The 17023-nt window shown below is 45.0% G+C and carries 14 protein-coding genes; 13 read left to right on the forward strand and 1 reads right to left on the reverse strand.

Annotated features, from left to right (window positions below):
• The first annotated feature begins 121 nt into the window (after nt 1-121).
• From BJR36_RS09885 to rpiB, 9 genes are all read left to right on the forward strand, one after another.
• The gene (locus BJR36_RS09885; protein ID WP_169823655.1) at nt 122-1903 is read left to right on the forward strand and encodes a sensor histidine kinase; all 1782 of its coding nucleotides are present in this window, start codon (nt 122-124) and stop codon (nt 1901-1903) included.
• 2 nt (nt 1904-1905) lie between these two features.
• The gene (locus BJR36_RS09890; protein WP_091233513.1) at nt 1906-3483 is read left to right on the forward strand and encodes a response regulator transcription factor; all 1578 of its coding nucleotides are present in this window, start codon (nt 1906-1908) and stop codon (nt 3481-3483) included.
• Nucleotides 3484-3703: 220 nt separating this feature from the next.
• Nucleotides 3704-5170 carry a sugar ABC transporter ATP-binding protein gene (locus BJR36_RS09895; RefSeq protein WP_207648850.1) on the forward strand — a complete coding sequence of 489 codons (1467 nt, stop codon included), beginning with the start codon at nt 3704-3706 and terminating at the stop codon, nt 5168-5170.
• A 20-nt stretch (nt 5171-5190) separates the two neighbouring features.
• Nucleotides 5191-6195 carry an ABC transporter permease gene (locus tag BJR36_RS09900; protein ID WP_091233519.1) on the forward strand — a complete coding sequence of 335 codons (1005 nt, stop codon included), beginning with the start codon at nt 5191-5193 and terminating at the stop codon, nt 6193-6195.
• Nucleotides 6196-6240: 45 nt separating this feature from the next.
• Nucleotides 6241-7224: a substrate-binding domain-containing protein gene (locus tag BJR36_RS09905; RefSeq protein ID WP_091233522.1), complete on the forward strand. Its 984-nt coding sequence runs from the start codon at nt 6241-6243 to the stop codon at nt 7222-7224.
• A 135-nt stretch (nt 7225-7359) separates the two neighbouring features.
• Nucleotides 7360-8127, forward strand: a complete 768-nt coding sequence (locus tag BJR36_RS09910) for a GolD/DthD family dehydrogenase (RefSeq protein ID WP_091233525.1) — start codon at nt 7360-7362, stop codon at nt 8125-8127.
• 155 nt (nt 8128-8282) lie between these two features.
• Complete coding sequence (locus BJR36_RS09915) at nt 8283-9278, forward strand: dihydroxyacetone kinase subunit DhaK (RefSeq protein WP_091233528.1); 996 nt, start codon at nt 8283-8285, stop codon at nt 9276-9278.
• Nucleotides 9279-9421: 143 nt separating this feature from the next.
• Nucleotides 9422-10063, forward strand: a complete 642-nt coding sequence (dhaL, locus tag BJR36_RS09920) for a dihydroxyacetone kinase subunit DhaL (protein WP_091233531.1) — start codon at nt 9422-9424, stop codon at nt 10061-10063.
• A 54-nt stretch (nt 10064-10117) separates the two neighbouring features.
• Nucleotides 10118-10579, forward strand: coding sequence for a ribose 5-phosphate isomerase B (gene rpiB, locus BJR36_RS09925; protein ID WP_091233534.1), 462 nt, complete (start codon nt 10118-10120; stop codon nt 10577-10579).
• A gap of 180 nt (nt 10580-10759) precedes the next feature.
• Here rpiB and BJR36_RS09930 read toward each other — a convergent pair whose 3' ends face one another.
• Nucleotides 10760-12676, reverse strand: coding sequence for an NAD(P)/FAD-dependent oxidoreductase (locus BJR36_RS09930; RefSeq protein WP_091233536.1), 1917 nt, complete (start codon nt 12674-12676; stop codon nt 10760-10762).
• A 193-nt stretch (nt 12677-12869) separates the two neighbouring features.
• On the opposite strand from BJR36_RS09930, the gene BJR36_RS09935 reads away from it, so the two are divergent.
• From BJR36_RS09935 to BJR36_RS09950, 4 genes are all read left to right on the forward strand, one after another.
• Entirely contained in the window at nt 12870-13448 is a 579-nt protein-coding gene (locus BJR36_RS09935) for a TetR/AcrR family transcriptional regulator (protein ID WP_091233592.1), read from the forward strand.
• A gap of 364 nt (nt 13449-13812) precedes the next feature.
• Nucleotides 13813-14286 carry an NUDIX hydrolase gene (locus BJR36_RS09940; protein WP_091233539.1) on the forward strand — a complete coding sequence of 158 codons (474 nt, stop codon included), beginning with the start codon at nt 13813-13815 and terminating at the stop codon, nt 14284-14286.
• Between the two features lie 28 nt (nt 14287-14314).
• The gene (locus tag BJR36_RS09945; protein WP_091233541.1) at nt 14315-15640 is read left to right on the forward strand and encodes a pyrimidine-nucleoside phosphorylase; all 1326 of its coding nucleotides are present in this window, start codon (nt 14315-14317) and stop codon (nt 15638-15640) included.
• 224 nt (nt 15641-15864) lie between these two features.
• Complete coding sequence (locus BJR36_RS09950; protein WP_091233544.1) at nt 15865-16998, forward strand: DUF5050 domain-containing protein; 1134 nt, start codon at nt 15865-15867, stop codon at nt 16996-16998.
• Nucleotides 16999-17023 lie beyond the last annotated feature (25 nt).

Genomic DNA, 17023 nt, shown 5'->3' on the forward strand with positions numbered 1-17023 from the left:
ATAATTATGTTCGAAAATGTTTGAAAATATTGTGGTTTTGTACAATGTGTACTATAATAGAGGGAAAAGTCGATTGGACATAGTGGGAAACATGGAAAAAATATTGAAAAAACTAAAAAAAATGAATTTAGTCACAAAAATAACCGTGATAATAGCGATTGTGTTAATTATCCCGATTTTTGTAGTCTGCCTTATTTACTTCAGAGCATTTCAGGATTCCCTGATCAGTGATGCGGCCAGCGGTCTGGAAGATGATCTGCGGAAGATGGAATCAATGATGGATACGAACCTGGATACCATTGATGCAGTCATTAGTGAACTGGATTACCGGCAGGAATTCTCGTATTTTCTGGATGACAGGAATGTGCTCAGCAAGAGCGAGCAGAACTTCTATGTCTCAAGCGTGCAGGAGGAGCTTCTCAATATCAGATACCTCTATCCCAACAGGTTTCATTACATCGCCGTATATTCCTCCAACAATCAGATAAAAAACAGTTATGAAAGACAGTTCGATCTGGCCGAGCTGAAAGCGAAGCCCTATTATGATGAGATCGAATCGGCTGATGAGAAAGTCAGCTATGGATCGGTCAGAAATTCGGAATTCAAGACCTCTAACATCAATGTCAGCGACTATAATCTGGATACGTCAGCTATACTTGTGCTGCCTACTTACATGAAGGTATATAACCTAAGCACAAAGGAAATAGTCGGGGTTGTCGAGGTGGACACTGAGATTACGAAACTGGTAGGCGGAAGGACTTTGGAGGGCATGAGCGGGGATTCTTCCTATCTCCTGTTCGGCCAGGATAACAGCCTGCTATATAATACAAAGGATTTTGAGAATGCGGGATTTGAAGGTATAGAATTCGAAGACAGGGAAGGCAGCAGGAACGTTACAATTGACGGTAAACCGTACATGATGGTCTACAGCAGGTGCGACATAACGGGTCTGGTCAGGGCGGTCGTAATGCCGGAAGATAAAGTAATGGTTTTTGCCGAAGATATGCTCTTCAGGCTGATCGGAGTTGCGGTGGCTGGAATCTGCATCGTGGTCGGCATCATCTACTGGCTGATCAGGCGGATGCTGCAGAGACTGCTTGTGCTGGATTCGAAGATGTCGGAAATCGAGTCTGGAAAGTTTGATGTGGTTATCGAAGACGAGCATGAGGATGAAATTTCGCGTATCAGCCGTTCATTCAACAGGATGACCTCAAGGCTTGAGTCCGTGATCAATGCGGCTATCAAGAGGGAACATGCCCAGAGAGAGGCAGAACTGCAGGCGCTGCAGGCGCAGATCAATCCTCATTTCCTATACAATACCCTTGAAAACATGAGGATGCAGTGTGAAATTGACGGATACTTTACAATCAGCGACAGCCTTGCTGCACTGGGGGATCTTTTCCGGTACAGCATAAAATGGGGGAGCAAAGAGGTTCCCTTTGAAATGGAATGGGCCAACCTGAAAAACTATATGGCCATCATGCAGATGCGCTTTGATGATGACGTCAAATGCATACTTGAATGTGACGAGGGCATCGATGACATTATCGTTCCGAAGCTGATGCTTCAGCCTCTTGTTGAGAACAGCTTCAATCATGGCTTCAAGGAGTCTCTGCCGCCATGGGTCATTTCCGTAAGGGCGTTGAAACGTGAGGGCAGGCTTATGATAGAAATAGAGGATAACGGAGCTGGAATAGAAGAAAAACGTCTTAAAAAACTGAAGGCATGCATGGAAAGAAACACTCCTTTTGAAAATGCAGAGCAGCAAAGGAAGTCAATTGGCGTAATAAACGTCAAACAGAGGATAGATATGATCTGCAGGCCGGGAAGCAGGATGGAGATTGACAGTCTGCCTGGCATTGGAACCAAAATTGTGATCACGATAGTGCTTGAGGAGGAATAGCAATGTTTAAGATACTTGTTGCCGATGATGAAAAGTTTATTCGAAAAGGTATTATAGCAATCCTGCAGCGTGATTTGGAGGAAGAGGTAGAGTGCTTTGAGGCAAGGAATGGGATAGAGGCCCTTGAACTTGCTAAAAGCGAACAGCCGAATCTGATTATTACTGACATAAGCATGCCGGGGCGCAGCGGACTTGAATTCATACAGGCCCTCAACGAAACGGACAGTACGGCGACGGTAATCATCCTTTCAGGATACGAGAATTTTGAATATGCCAGAAACGCAATCAAGCTGGGGGTGAAGGAATATGTCCTGAAACCCATAAAAAAACCGGAATTTATAGCCCTCATCAAACAGTATGTGACGGACATCAAGAGCGTTGAGACCCGGACCAAAGAAGAAATCATCAGGAATGTTGAAAACAATAAAATCATGAATCAGCTCAAGCATGACTTTTTGGTAGGTCTTTTGAACTGTGTGACAAAAGAGGAGGCCTCACAGTATCTTGATAAATTGAAATCCCTTGGTATGACATTCCAGCCCATGCTTTTTGCCTGTGCCGTGGTCCAGTACAGGGTAAGTGAGGAAAATGAAGATTATATCGATTTTGCAGTAAAGAACATATTGGATGAATATCTGAATATGCAGGATACAGATGGTGTCGTTACCGTGAAATACGCGCGGGGCAAAGCGGTGGTCATATTCGAAGGGACAGAGCAGAAGGTGCTTCAGGAGCCGAAAAGAAAACTGTTGAGAAAAGCTGGAAATCTTGTGAAAGAATACTGCAAAACCGATGTCTTTATCGGACTAGGGGATGTTTCCTATGATTCGCTGCATCTTCATAAATCCCTCAGGCATGCGCTTTGGGCAGTGAATTTCAAACTATACGGGGGCAGCGACAATGTCGAACTGTACGCGGAAATCCCAAGGGGACCGGAGTATAAATTCCTGGGTATTGAAAAGCTGCTAAAACCAATAGAAGATGCGAATCCAATACAGGTGGCTAATGTGTTCGAATTCCTGACACGAGAGCCTAAGTCCCAGAATGCGCTGAAAACGGCAGAGTCCGCCTACAGGGACTTTGGCCAGATTATTTATAACCAGATAGGCCATTATGAATATCTGGATAATCAGCCGGTCAGGAAAATCAAGTCATTCAGCGAATTATGGAGCATTTCCGAACTGAAAAAGGAAGTCAGGGATTCCATCGAGCAGATACAGGAGATGGCTGGGAAAGGGGAAAATGATGTTTCAAACAGGAAGCTGATGGCGGAGATTTTAAGGTACATGCAGGAGAATATCACAAAGGAACTGGACCTGAACATTGTGGCAGACCGTTTTTCCAGGACTCCCGGATATATCAGCACTTTATTTAAGAAGGGGACGAATGACAATTTCAATTCCTACATCACTAATGAGCGTATCAAAATAGCAAAGAAGCTCCTTGGAGACAGTACTGTTCCGATACAGCAGGTCGGAGAATTGTGCGGATACCCGAATTCGAAATATTTTTCAGTGGTATTCAAGAAAGTTGCGGGGGAAAGCCCTAAAAGCTACAGGGAAAAAATAATCAAAGAATAGATTTGAAACCGCTAGAAACTGGTATCTCCTGTTTCTGGCGGTTTTTTTCTCTCATAGGATTAAGCATTGTTAAATATTAAACTATAAAATGAAAATTGAAACCTTATTATCAAATATCAAACCAATTTTCCTCTCCGCAAATTATATAATGAGTATACAAAAACAAGTTAGACATAAATAAATCTAACAGAGAGGGGTGATTGTTTTGAGTTTGTTGGAAATGAAAAATATTGAGAAAAGTTTCAACACTGTCAAGGTTTTGAACGGCATCCAGTTTTCATTAAAGCACGGAACAGTTCACGCATTAATGGGCGAAAATGGTGCCGGAAAATCAACAATGATGAAGATACTCGCTGGAATCTACAAGAGTGACGGCGGAGAGATATTCATAGATGGGGAAAAGGTATCCATAGAATCACCTACAGATTCACAGAATTTAGGGGTGGCAATGATTCATCAGGAATTATCTGCAATACCTCAGATGACGGTTGCAGAAAACATATTCCTGGGCAGGGAACCGGGATCCAGATTCTTTATGGACTACAGCGAAATGTATGACAGGACAGAGGAACTGTTAAAGAGCCTTCATGTAAACATCGATCCAAGAGCAAAGGTCGGTACGTTAAAGGTTGCAGACCAGCAGCTGATTGAAATTGCAAAAGCGATTTCCTTCAATGCAAAAATCATCATCATGGATGAACCTACTTCGGCAATCGCAGATAAGGAAGTGGATAACCTTTTCAAGATTATCGAAAATCTGAAAAAGCAGGGAAAGGGAATTATATACATTTCCCACAAGATGGATGAAATCTTCAGGATTGCAGATGAAATAACCGTTCTCAGGGATGGGACCTATATCAATTCCTGGCAGGCAAAGGATATTAACAATGATATCCTGATCAAAAATATGGTTGGCCGCGAACTGAAGGATGTATTCCCGAAGGTTAAGGTGCCGATAGGCGAAGTTCTATTGGAAGTAAAAAATTTCTCTTTGAAAAACAAATTCAAGGATATCAATTTTGAAGTGAGAAAAGGTGAAATCGTAGGTTTTGCCGGGCTGGTGGGAGCTGGAAGGACAGAGGTCATGAATTCCATATTCGGACTTGTACCTCCGGACACCGGTGAGATCTACATGGAAGGCAGACACATAGAGATACATACGCCTCAGGATGCAATTGACAACGGAATCGCATATGTCACAGAGGACAGGAAAAATGAAGGACTGTTTCTCCAGATGGGGGTCGGACAGAACATAACGCTGGCTTCCATGAAAACACTCAGCAAAGGTCTTGGCATACTGCTGCAGGAAGAGAAGCGGATTATTGAGGAGCAGATCAAGGCATTGAGGATCAAGGTTCACAGCCCGAGGCAGCTTGTAGGTTCGTTATCAGGCGGCAATCAGCAGAAAGTGGTTCTGGCAAAATGGATGATGAAAAATCCTAAGCTTATGATTCTGGATGAACCGACAAGAGGAATTGACGTCGGGGCAAAATCGGAAATATACAGACTCATGTGCGAATATGTTGCAAAGGGAAATTCCATCATCATGATTTCCTCGGAAATGCCGGAAGTAATGGGCATGTCAGACAGGATAATCGTATTGAGCAACGGACTGCACGGCGGAGAACTTGGCCGGGAAGAATTCGAGCAGGAAAGAATCATGAGCTATGCGGTATCCAACATATAACATAGAATGAGGTGGAAATAATGGAAAAGACAGAAAAAATAGAAAAGACAGAAAAAATAGAAAAGACAGAAAAAGTGGAAAGAAAAATCAATCTAAAAGGATTTACGTCACAGTATGGAACACTTTGCGGACTGGTTGGCATCGTAATCATCATAGCAATACTGAAACCTAAATTTTTATCAGTTGACAATATTTTAAACCTGCTCCGTCAGGCATCCATTAATGGTCTCCTGGCAATCGGCATGACATTTGTAGTACTCACAGGAGGAATTGACCTTTCGGTCGGTTCAATCGTCGGTGCATCAGGCATGTTCGCGGCACTTGTAGCAAGAACAGAAACAGGGCTTCCGTGGTACCTTGCAGTGCTTGTAGGACTCGGGGTAGGCCTTCTGTTAGGAACCTTGAACGGCGTAATCATCTCATATTTGAAGGTTCCGGCCTTCATAGCAACCCTTGGAACGTTAAGCATCGCAAGGGGCATCACCTACATGGCAAGTGATGCCAGACCGGTGCCGGGACTCAGTGAAGGATTTCTGAAAATCGGAGGAGGCAGCGTCGGACCTATTCCGACTCCCGTAATCATACTGGCAGTTGTATTGGGCATCTGTTTTCTGCTTTTATACAGATGCAGATACGGAAGATATGTATTTGCAACTGGCGGTAACCAGATGTCAGCAAGGGTATCAGGAGTTAAAGTTAAACAGATTATCTGCTCAGTATATATGATTTCAGGCCTTTTAGCCGGCCTTGCAGGTGTAATCCTTACTTCACGTGTTACATCAGGCCTTGCACAGAGCGGCCAGAACTATGAGACAGACGCAATAGCAGCAGCAGTTATAGGCGGCAACAGCCTTGCAGGCGGACGCGGACGTCTTTGGGGAACAATCGTCGGTTTCCTGATCATCGGTGTTATGAACAATGGCCTCGATATGATGGCGGTATCATCATACTGGCAGCTGGTAATCAAAGGAAGCATCATTATTATTGCAGTTTTACTTGACTCATTGAATGAAACGAAATCATGATAGATGATTCGTTCAGAATATAATTATCCAGAGGAGGAAAATTTTATGAGAATGTTTAAAAAAGGTATGGCACTGGCACTTACGGTAATGATGTTAGGTGGACTTGTTGGATGTGCAAGCGAAGAGAAAGCAGATACATCAGACAGCAAAACGGAAGAGACATCAGGCGAATCAGGTGATGACAAAATTGTAATCGGCATGACCCTTTACAGCCTTAAAAATGAATTCACAGTCCGACTTGCAAATGCAGCAACGGCAAAAGCAGAAGAACTGGGCGTCGAACTGAAAATTTACGACGGAAACTATGACCCAAGCACCCAGATCAGCCAGATTGAAACAATGATTTCAGACGGTGTGGACGGTATTGTATTAAATCCTCAGGATGCAGAGGCACTTGCAGTTGGCGTTGATAAGGCAGTTGCAGCAGGAATCCCTGTAGTAGGCGTAAATACCCGTGTAAAGAGCGACAAACTGACAAGCTATGTCGGATCGCAGGACGTATATGCCGGCGAACTTGAAACACAGTACATTGTAGATTTAATTGGTGACACATTCAACTGTGTAATCATCGAAGGACCTCTTGGCCAGTCGGCACAGATCGAACGCCGTGAAGGTATCCAGAATATTTTAGACAAAAACACAGGAATCAAAGTGCTTGCTGAAAAAACAGCAAACTGGTCAAGATCAGAATCTATGACAATCATGGAAAACTGGTTAAATGCATTCGACAATGTAGATGCAGTTATCGCTGAAAATGATGAAATGGCTTTAGGTGCAAGAGAAGCAATCAAAGCAAAAGGCCTCGACATCCCGGTTATCGGCGTTGACGGTATCACAGATGCCCTTAATGCAGTAGAAAGCGGCGACATGGTTGCTTCAATCTTCCAGGATGGAGCAGGACAGGGAAGCAAGGCTGTTGAAGTCCTGATCAATGCAATCAATGGCGAAACAGTTGACAAAGAATACTGGATTGATTTTGAACCTGTTACAAAAGACAACGTCGCAGAATTCAAGAAAAGGGCGCAGTAGCCAGGAAGTATAAGGCTGAAAAAGAAATAAGAAGCAATCATCATCCGGGGATTCTGTTGGAAATGCCCCGGATGATAAAAAGAAAAGATGGGAACTTAAAGAATAGCAGCAGTCGAATAATAAGGAGGAATTGTTATGTTACCATATTACGGAGCGGATACGGAATATTCATTAAAAGGAAAAACAGCAATCATAACTGGAGGTGCGGCAGGTATTGGCTTTGCAACGGCTGAATTCTTTGCAGCAAAAGGAGCTAATCTTGTACTGGCGGATTTGAATCCGGAAGCAGACAAGATAGCAAAAGGCCTTGGCGCTGACTGCATCGGAATATCAGGCGACATTACAGACGGAGCATACCGCAGGAAAGTAATTGAGGAGACGGTTGCCAGATTCGGAGGCATTGACATCCTTGTTAACAGTGCAGGAATTGTAGCCCTTGATGATGCTGAAGTTATCAGCGAAAGCATGTGGGACAAGACAATGGAGATCAATCTGAAATCAACTTTTATGATGGCCCAGGCTGTAGGAAAATATCTGATCGACAATAAAAGGCCCGGATCAATCGTGAATATGGCATCACAGGCAGGTGTTATCGCTTTGGACAAACATGTTGCCTACTGCGCAAGCAAAGGTGCGATCATAGCAATGACAAAAGTGATGGCTCTTGAATGGGGTGAATATGGAATCCGTGTCAACTGCGTATCCCCGACAGTCGTACTGACGGAACTTGGAAAGAAAGCATGGGGCGGTCCAGTAGGAGATGCATTCAAACAGGAAATGCCATCCAAACGTTTTGCAGAACCAGATGAAATTGCAGGCACGATTGCATTCTTATGCAGCGGAGCTGCCGGAATGATCACAGGACACAACCTTTTAATAGACGGCGGCTTCACAATCAAATAGCTGTTCTTAAATACGAATTCAAACGTAGAATACGATTATATAAAGTTATGAAAAGCAAAAAAACATTGAAAACCAAATGCTGTCCCGCAGCTGACAGAGCCGGACAGTATTGAAAACAAAAATAGATGGAATCTGTCAGGGGAAGAGGAAAGAATATGCAGAGAATATTTAACGATCCAGATAATATAGTTGATGAAATGCTGAAAGGGTTTTTGAAAACCCATAGTGATATAGTCGTAAAGACAGACAACCCTCGTGTGGTCAGAGCCGTAAAGGCTCCGGTTGACCGGGTTGGTGTGGTAACGGGCGGCGGCTCAGGCCACAAGCCTGCATTTATCGGATATGTAGGAGAAAACTTATGTGATGCGGTGGCAGTCGGCGAAATCTGTTCCTCACCTACAGCGGCAGCATTCCTGGATGCATTCAAGGCGGCTGACGGAGGAAAAGGCATTGCATGTCTGTATGGAAACTATTCAGGCGACAACATGAACGTAAAAATGGCAGTCAAAATGGCGAAAAAAGCCGGACTTGAAGTAAAGACCGTAGTGGCCAATGATGACGTTGCCTCAGCACCAAAGGACCAGTGTGAAAAACGCCGCGGTGTTGCAGGAGAAGTGCTTATGTGGAAAGTCGGAGGCGCCAAAGCTGCCAAAGGCGCAACCCTGGATGAAGTAATTGCGGCAGCCCAGAAAGCCATCGACAATACAAGAAGCGTTGGAATCGGTCTCACTCCATGTACGCTCCCTGCAGTGGGACACCCGAACTTCGAGATTAAAGACGGAACCATGGAAGTGGGAATCGGACACCACGGAGAACCAGGAATCGAAGTATGTGCACTGGAAACAGCTGCCCAGATGGCAAAGAGAATGGTGGATGTAGTAGTTCCGGATTATCCTTTTGTGGCAGGGGACGAAGTGGTCGTGCTGGTTTCAGGACTCGGCGCTACGCCGATCATGGAATTATACGTGCTCTATGATGAAATCGACAGGCTCCTGACAGAAAAGGGAATCAAAACACACCGCTCCTATGTCGGAAATTACTTCACATCACTCGAAATGATGGGAGCAACCCTGACCATGATGAAAGTCGATGAGGAACTGAAAGAACTGATCGATATGCCTGCAAACAGCATGGGATTAAAGCAGTTCTAAAATACCACGAAGTGGTAATAAGGATATGAGCAAACAGAGGAGCTGTTTGTTCATACCCGCTTTGACGGGGAGCATAAGTACGTTAAAAGGGAAGAAACTAATGGAAAAAGGTTTTGAATCATATATAGAAAGAGGTAATCACTATGAGCACATTCAAAAATGCAGATGGAAAAAAAGTATTGCTTAAAATGGTAAAAGCAATCCAGGACAATAAAGCATATCTTGGAGAAGTCGATGGCCTGATCGGAGACGGAGACCATGGAATGAACATGAATAAGGGATTTTCAGTATTCGAAAGCCGTTTTGCGGACAAAGAATTTTCCTTTACAGAAGGGCTGGAAGAACTGGGGATGATCCTGTTGAATGAAATCGGCGGATCTATGGGGCCGATCTACGGAACCATCCTGATGGAAATGGCAGAAGCCGGGGAAGACCTGGAAGAAATTTCCCTTACGGACTTTGGAAACATGCTTTCGGCAGGACTCACAGGCCTCTGCGGAATCGTAGATGCAAAGGTGGGCGACAAGACTCTTGTAGATGCACTTTCTCCTGCAGCGGATGCGATCAAAGCAGCAGCAGCCGAAGGAAAGGACTATAAAGAAGCACTTTCAGCAATGAAGAAAGCTGCAGCCGAAGGAAGAGACTCAACCAAGGACATGGTGGCAAAATTCGGTCGTTCAAGCCGCTTAGGCGAACGTTCAAGAGGTGTTCTGGATGCAGGTGCAACTTCTTGCAGTATCATTCTTACTGCCATGGCTGATGGAATTGAAGAAGTTTCGGCATAAACTTTTATTAGATCATCAGTTTTCAATCAGGCAGGATCAGGAGGAAAAAGCATTATGAAAATAGCAATTGGATGTGATGAAGCGGCTTACAGTCTCAAGGTAGAGATTATGAAACATCTTCAGTCTAAGAACATAGAAGTGGTAGATTTTGGAGCAGATGCAGGCGATGTAGTATTATATCCCGACGTAGCGGTGAGAGTAGCTGAAGCAGTTGCAAAAGGGGAATTCGAAAGAGGGATCCTGGTTTGCGGAACAGGCATCGGCATGGCGATAACGGCAAACAAGGTGCCGGGAATCAGAGCTGCGGTATGCCACGATCCATTTTCAACAGAACGGTCACGAAAGAGCAACGATGCACAGATCATGTGCATGGGAGAACGGGTAATCGGCGTTGAACTTGCAAAATATCTGGTCGATATCTGGCTGAACTGCGATTTCGCAGGAGGCGGATCAGCACCTAAGGTGGACAGGATTATGGAGTATGAGCATGACTACCTGAAAAAGGGGGTAATATAAAAAACATGTGGTGAGGGAGTTAATGCCAGTTAATATTCCCTTGACATGAACAATAAAGGTAGCTATCCAGTCGTTGTGACTATAAAGGACGTAGGACTAAATCGTTACTAAAAAAAAGTATCCTGCAGGTTAACTGAAAACCTGCAGGATACTTTTTGTGTTTAAGGAGTGTTCAAGTACTTACATTACACGGATCGCATGATAAGCTTCATGCACAGCTGTCATAATCTTTCTTGGAGCCTGTGCATCGCCTACTACCGTAAGGGATTTCACTTTTCCATCAAGCTCGTCTTCTAACTGGTTGTTTGAACGGTATCCTGCTGCGATGATTACGGTATCGCAAGGTATGGTGTTTACTGTACCGTCTTTTTCATAGGAAACACTGTCTTCTGTGATTTCTGTAACCTTTGCTCCGGCCGCAACCTTGACATCTCTGTCTTTGAGCATCGTTCTTAATGCCTGGTCACAGTTGAGGCTGTGGTCTGCAGAAGCAAGGATGTCATCCATCATTTCTACGATTGTCACTTCGTCTGCCATTTCCTTCATGTAGGCAGCAGCTTCGCAGCCTACTAATCCGCCGCCGATTACAACTACGTTCTTGCCTGGTTTTTTGACGTTAGTCAGGTAGAGGTCGGAAGGTGCAGCAAATTCGATTCCCTTGATTGGAGGCATGATGGAAGAGGAGCCGGCAGCAAGAATTACTTTGTCATAATTGCCGTTTGCTGCTTCTTCTGCAGTTGCAGTTTTGTTCAGCTTTACGCTAACGCCTAATTTAAGCACTTCTCTTTCCATATACTGGATCAATTTCAATACGTCGTGTTTGAAGGAAGGAAGTCCTGCTGCCCAGAGGTTTCCGCCTAAACGGCTGGTCTTCTCCCATAATTCCACGTCAAAGCCTCTTCTTGCAGCTGCAATTGCAGCAGACATTCCGCCAGGGCCGCCGCCGATAACAAGCACTGATTTTTTTGTTCCGTCCGGTGCCGGAAGGACAAATTCCTTTTCTGCATAGCATAAAGGATTTACAGCACAGTAATAATGTTTTCCGGAGAATCCGGCATAGAGGCATTCGTTGCAGCCGATACATGGAACGATGCCTGCTACATCGCCTGCTGCAACCTTGTTTGCCCAATGAGGGTCGGCAATCATCTGGTGTCCGAGAACGATGTAGTCCGTTTTTCCATCAGCCACTGCAGCTTCTGCTTTTACAGGGTCGAACATCTTTCCCTGTCCGAGAACAGGCACGGTTGCGATTTTCTTGACAGCTTCGACGACGTGCATCTGGTGGCCTTCTTCTTCATATACGGTTGAGATTGCCTTGTGCCATGCTTCGTAGCATCCCACATCCACGTGAAGCGCATCAACGCCTGCTTCTTCGAAGATCTTAGCCATTTCTAAACCTTCTTCAAGCTCGCGTCCGCCTGGAACTCCGTGGTAAGGGGTGAATTTAACGAGAACCGGGAATTTAGGACCGCAGTATTTGCGGATCGCTTCGATGCACTCGAGGGAGAAACGCATCCTGTTTCTCAGGCTTCCGCCATATTCATCTGTACGGTTGTTCCACATAGTGGAGTGGAACTGGTCAAGAAGATATCCGCCGTAAGCATGAAGCTCTACAGCATCGGCGCCTGCTGATTTCGCCAGACATGCGGAATATCCTACTTTATCTACAATATATTTAATATCTTCAATTTCAAAAGGTTTGCATTTCAAGTTCGGGAACCAGAAAGAGTGGGCAGTGTCGCCTGCTGAATACGGAGGTGTAAAAGGATCAGTGAATACCTGCCTTCCAAGACCTGGTGATACCTGTACACATACCTTTGCGCCATGGTGGTGGCATCGTTCAACAAGCATGTTAAGACGTTCTACATGGTGAAAATTGCTGAGCTCTGTACAAGGTCTGTCCTCATACTTTGTGGTTGCCACGTTTGCACCGGTAATGATTAAGCCGGTACCTCCTTTTGCGCGCTCTTCAAAATAATTGATTCCATCGATGTTATAGGCGCCGTCCGCTTCGCCGGTGGTACCCATAGGTCCCATAACGATCCTGTTCTTCAGCTTCATGCTGCCTATCATGGTTTTTTCAAATAATCTGGACATGAATGAATCTCCCTTCTGTGATTTGACTCTGGTAAAGAATTGCTTTACTAAGGTAAAGATAACATAAAAAGAAAACCTTGTAAATGAAAAAAATGAGAAAAAATTAACAATCTTTCCTGAAAAAATATGTATACTTTTTCTTTTGGGAGAAATGGTATATACTGTTGAAAGTGAAATTTATGCAGGAGGAAATATGGTTAATAAGATATCAAGAGAAGAAATAGTAAGAAAAGCGAATGAGCTTTTTTCTGAATACGGTTATGAGAAAGTGACGGTTAACGATATATGCAGCAGCTGCGGTATTTCCAAACCAACTTTCTATGCATATATCAAGTCAAAAGAGGACATTATTGCAGATTTCTATGAATCCGTTGCAACGGACATTGTTGAAAAATTTGTGGATATTCTGGAGGCCGATAATCACTGGGAACAGCTGATGATCTGCTTTGAAACCCTGATTGACAAATCGATGAATCTCGGACCTGATTTCCAAAGCCAGCTATTCATACTGAATCTGAAAGAGGACAGGGGAAGTTATGATTTCAGGGAAAAACTTACAAATCTTGCAGTGTCCATCATCACAAAGGCCCAGGAGGCGGGGCAGATACGAAATCCCAATGAGCCGCTTGCCATATATACGGCTTCGGCATATACATTTCTGGGATACCAGGCTACCTGGTGCATGAAGAAAGGGAAAATGGACTGGAAGCGGGAGCTTAGGATTGCATTGGAGAATATATATGATGTGGATCCGGCGCTTAGGTTGTCATAAGATCTAAAATATTGCAAATGTAAATATTAATGTCAAAAAGGAGGGCATCCCGATGCCGGTTTCAGACCGGAACCGGGATGCCCTCCTTAATTGCGCTCAAACGTATTTCTGCCTGTATTCCACAGGCGTAACATCATAATGTTGGTTCATAACTGTGCATTTATGTAACTTTCTGTTTTAGTTTATCAGAAAACAGCTTCTATTGTCTTAACAAAGAACTGATAGTATGGTAATATTTAGATATAAAGAAATTGTGCTGCACACTGGTCTGTGAGGTAAATGATGCTGAATATATATAGAACCCTGAGCACCTGCAAAGAACCGAAAGTACAGTTTAGAAGAATTGCATGAAAGGATAACAAGAATGATACTTACAACCCTCTGTTATATAGAAAAAGACGACTGCTACCTGATGCTCCACCGGGTGTCCAAAACGAATGATCCGAACAAGGATAAATGGATCGGGCTTGGCGGCAAATTTGAAGAAGGGGAAAGCCCCGAGGACTGCCTTTTGAGAGAAGTGAAGGAGGAGTCAGGTCTGACCCTTACTTCATTCAGATTCCGGGGAATCGTCACTTTTGTATCGGATGAATGGCCCTCTGAATATATGTGCCTCTATACTGCGGATTCTTTCGAAGGCAGTATGAATGCATCCTGCAGGGAAGGCATCCTGGAGTGGGTGCAAAAGAGTGAAATCCATAAGCTGAAATTATGGGAAGGCGATAAAATCTTTCTGAAGCTGCTTGCAGAAGACGAACCGTTCTTTTCGCTGAAACTCCGCTATGAAGGAGAACGGCTTGCAGAATGCAGGCTGAATGGAAACGAGTATGGCAGATAGCTGACAGGGCATGAAAAGGAGAAAAAACATGAGAATGTATGACTTGATTGTGAAGAAGAAAAACGGCAAGGCACTTTCAAAGGAGGAAATCGGAGCGATGATCCGCGGATACGTGGCGGACGAAATCCCCGATTACCAGATGTCCGCCATGCTCATGGCAATCTGCTTTCAGGGGATGAATGCGGAGGAGACGACAGCACTTACCATGGAAATGGCCCATTCTGGAGACATGGTGGATCTCTCCTCAATTGAAGGCGTTAAGGTAGACAAGCACAGCACGGGCGGTGTCGGCGACAAGACGACATTGGTGATTGCAGCCGTAGCTGCAGCCTGCGGCGTGAAAGTCGCTAAGATGTCCGGTCGGGGCCTTGGCCATACGGGGGGAACAATTGATAAGCTGGAGGCAATCCCGGGCATGAAGACGGCAATAGACCAGAAAAAGTTCTGTGAGATCGTGAACAGGGTCGGGGTCAGTGTGGTCGGACAGTCAGGAAATCTTGCTCCGGCAGACAAGAAGCTCTATGCCCTCCGTGATGTGACAGGCACCGTTGACAGCATTCCACTGATTGCGGCATCCATCATGAGCAAGAAGCTGGCTTCAGGCAGCGACTGCATACTTCTGGATGTAAAGACAGGCAGCGGTGCGTTTATGAAGGATCTGGAGGATTCCATTGAGCTGGCAAAATGCATGGTGTCTATTGGAGAACAGGCGGGAAGACAGACAATGGCGGTCATTACCGATATGGATATCCCGCTGGGCAATGCAATCGGAAATTCACTGGAGGTAATCGAGGCGGTGGATACGCTTCACGGACAGGGACCGGATGACCTGACGGAGGTGTGCCTGACACTGGCTTCGAATATGCTTTATCTGGCAGGTAAAGGTGGAATCAGGGCATGCAGAAAAATCGCGGAAGATGCGGTCTCAAGCGGGCGCGCCCTCAGGAAACTGGTGGAAATGGTCGAAGCCCAGGACGGCGATTCTTCAGTGATTCTGGATCCCGGAGAATTTGCAGAGGCGCCATACAGTTTTGAAGTAAAATCGGATCAGTCAGGGTATGTAAGCCATATGGATACAGAACAATGCGGAATTGCTTCCATGGTGCTCGGTGCCGGAAGAGAGACAAAGGACAGCATAATCGACTATACTGCAGGAATGATTCTGAGAAAGAAGACAGGGGATTACGTGGAGAAAGGCGATACCCTTGCAGTTCTTTTTGCATCCTCGGAGGGCTTGTTCCCAAAGGCGGAGGCCATATTGAAAACTGCATATTCATTTTCGCTGGAAAAACCTGCAGAGAAACCTCTTGTATTTGCGAAGGTCACCATAGACGGAGTGGAAAGATATCTGTAACTATTCAGGACTACGTCCTTCATAGTCACAAATGATGCACACAAATTGCAAAATCAGCAATTTGGCGCACGCATATCTCGGGTTTTTATGCAAACTCAGCATAAAAACACCTCGCGAGACAGGGGTTCTGAACAGTTACGATATCTGTAACCAGGAAGGATAACGTCCTGAATGGCTGCCGATATTGATGTGACAGTTTTTCGTTCCTTAAGGAGGTAATCAAAATGAGGATGAAAACATTCATTGCAATAACTGCAGCATGCATGCTTCTTGCCGGAACTTTTTCCGGATGTGGCGCGGATGGAAACGGACAGGAAACAGAGGAAGAGACCAAAGAGGAAACCAAAGAAGAAACCAAGGAAGAGACGGCAGAAGAGACAGTAGAAGAAACAGAGGTTGAAAATGGCCAGGAGCCGGTAAACCATAGCAACATCTCAAACGGAGGACTTGCTGCAGGGGATGACGGCTGGGTATACTACAATGTGCTGACGGGCGAAGACGGCCATCTTACCAGGATGAAGACTGACGGAACCGAAAAGATAGAGTTATGCGAGGATTTTGCCATGTTCATCAATGTGGAAGACGGCTGGGTATATTATCTGCGGACCAGCATGGCTGAAAATGATGCCGACTCTGCGAGAATATATAAGATCAAGACGGACGGTACAGAGCGGACCAGGCTCAGCGATGATACGGCGGTGAATGTCATTGTGGACGGCGGCTGGATCTACTACTTCAGCATGCTTGAGGACGGGGCTATCCAGATCTGCAGAATGAAGACGGACGGCACTGGAAAAGAGGTCCTGTATGAAAAGACGACATATGAATTCACTGTGTATGACGGCTGGATCTATTACGTGGACTCTGCCGATGAACACAGCAATCTCTACAGGATGAAGACGGACGGAAAAGACACGGAAAGACTGAATGAAGATGCAACAGGAAGATTCTTTGTTTCAGATGGCCTGGTTTACTTTATTGCAAATGAAACGCCTGAGGGAACAACGGACAGTACAACGGGGGAATACCAGGAGGCAGAGCAGAAGCTAGTCCTTTACAGGATGAAGGCGGATGGCACTGAAAAGGCCCAGATAATGGAAATTGGAAATGGCGCCCTGAATGTTTCCCGAGACTGGATCTACTATACAGATATCGTTGACGGAAACATATACAGAATTAAAACAGACGGCCAGGAAAAAACAATGGTACAGGAAGACAGCGCGTCACTGATCCTGCTGATAGATGAGTGGGTCTATTATTATGCAAACCCGGATGCCAGTATGGAAGGTATGAAGAGCATCATGGGACATTTTTACAGGATGAAAGGGGATGGAACGGAAGCACAGATGATCGACTGATCGATGCTGGCGGAAAATACAAGTG

The sequence above is a fragment of the Anaerobium acetethylicum genome (genome assembly GCF_900096945.1).
GTDB lineage: Bacteria > Bacillota > Clostridia > Lachnospirales > Lachnospiraceae > Anaerobium > Anaerobium acetethylicum.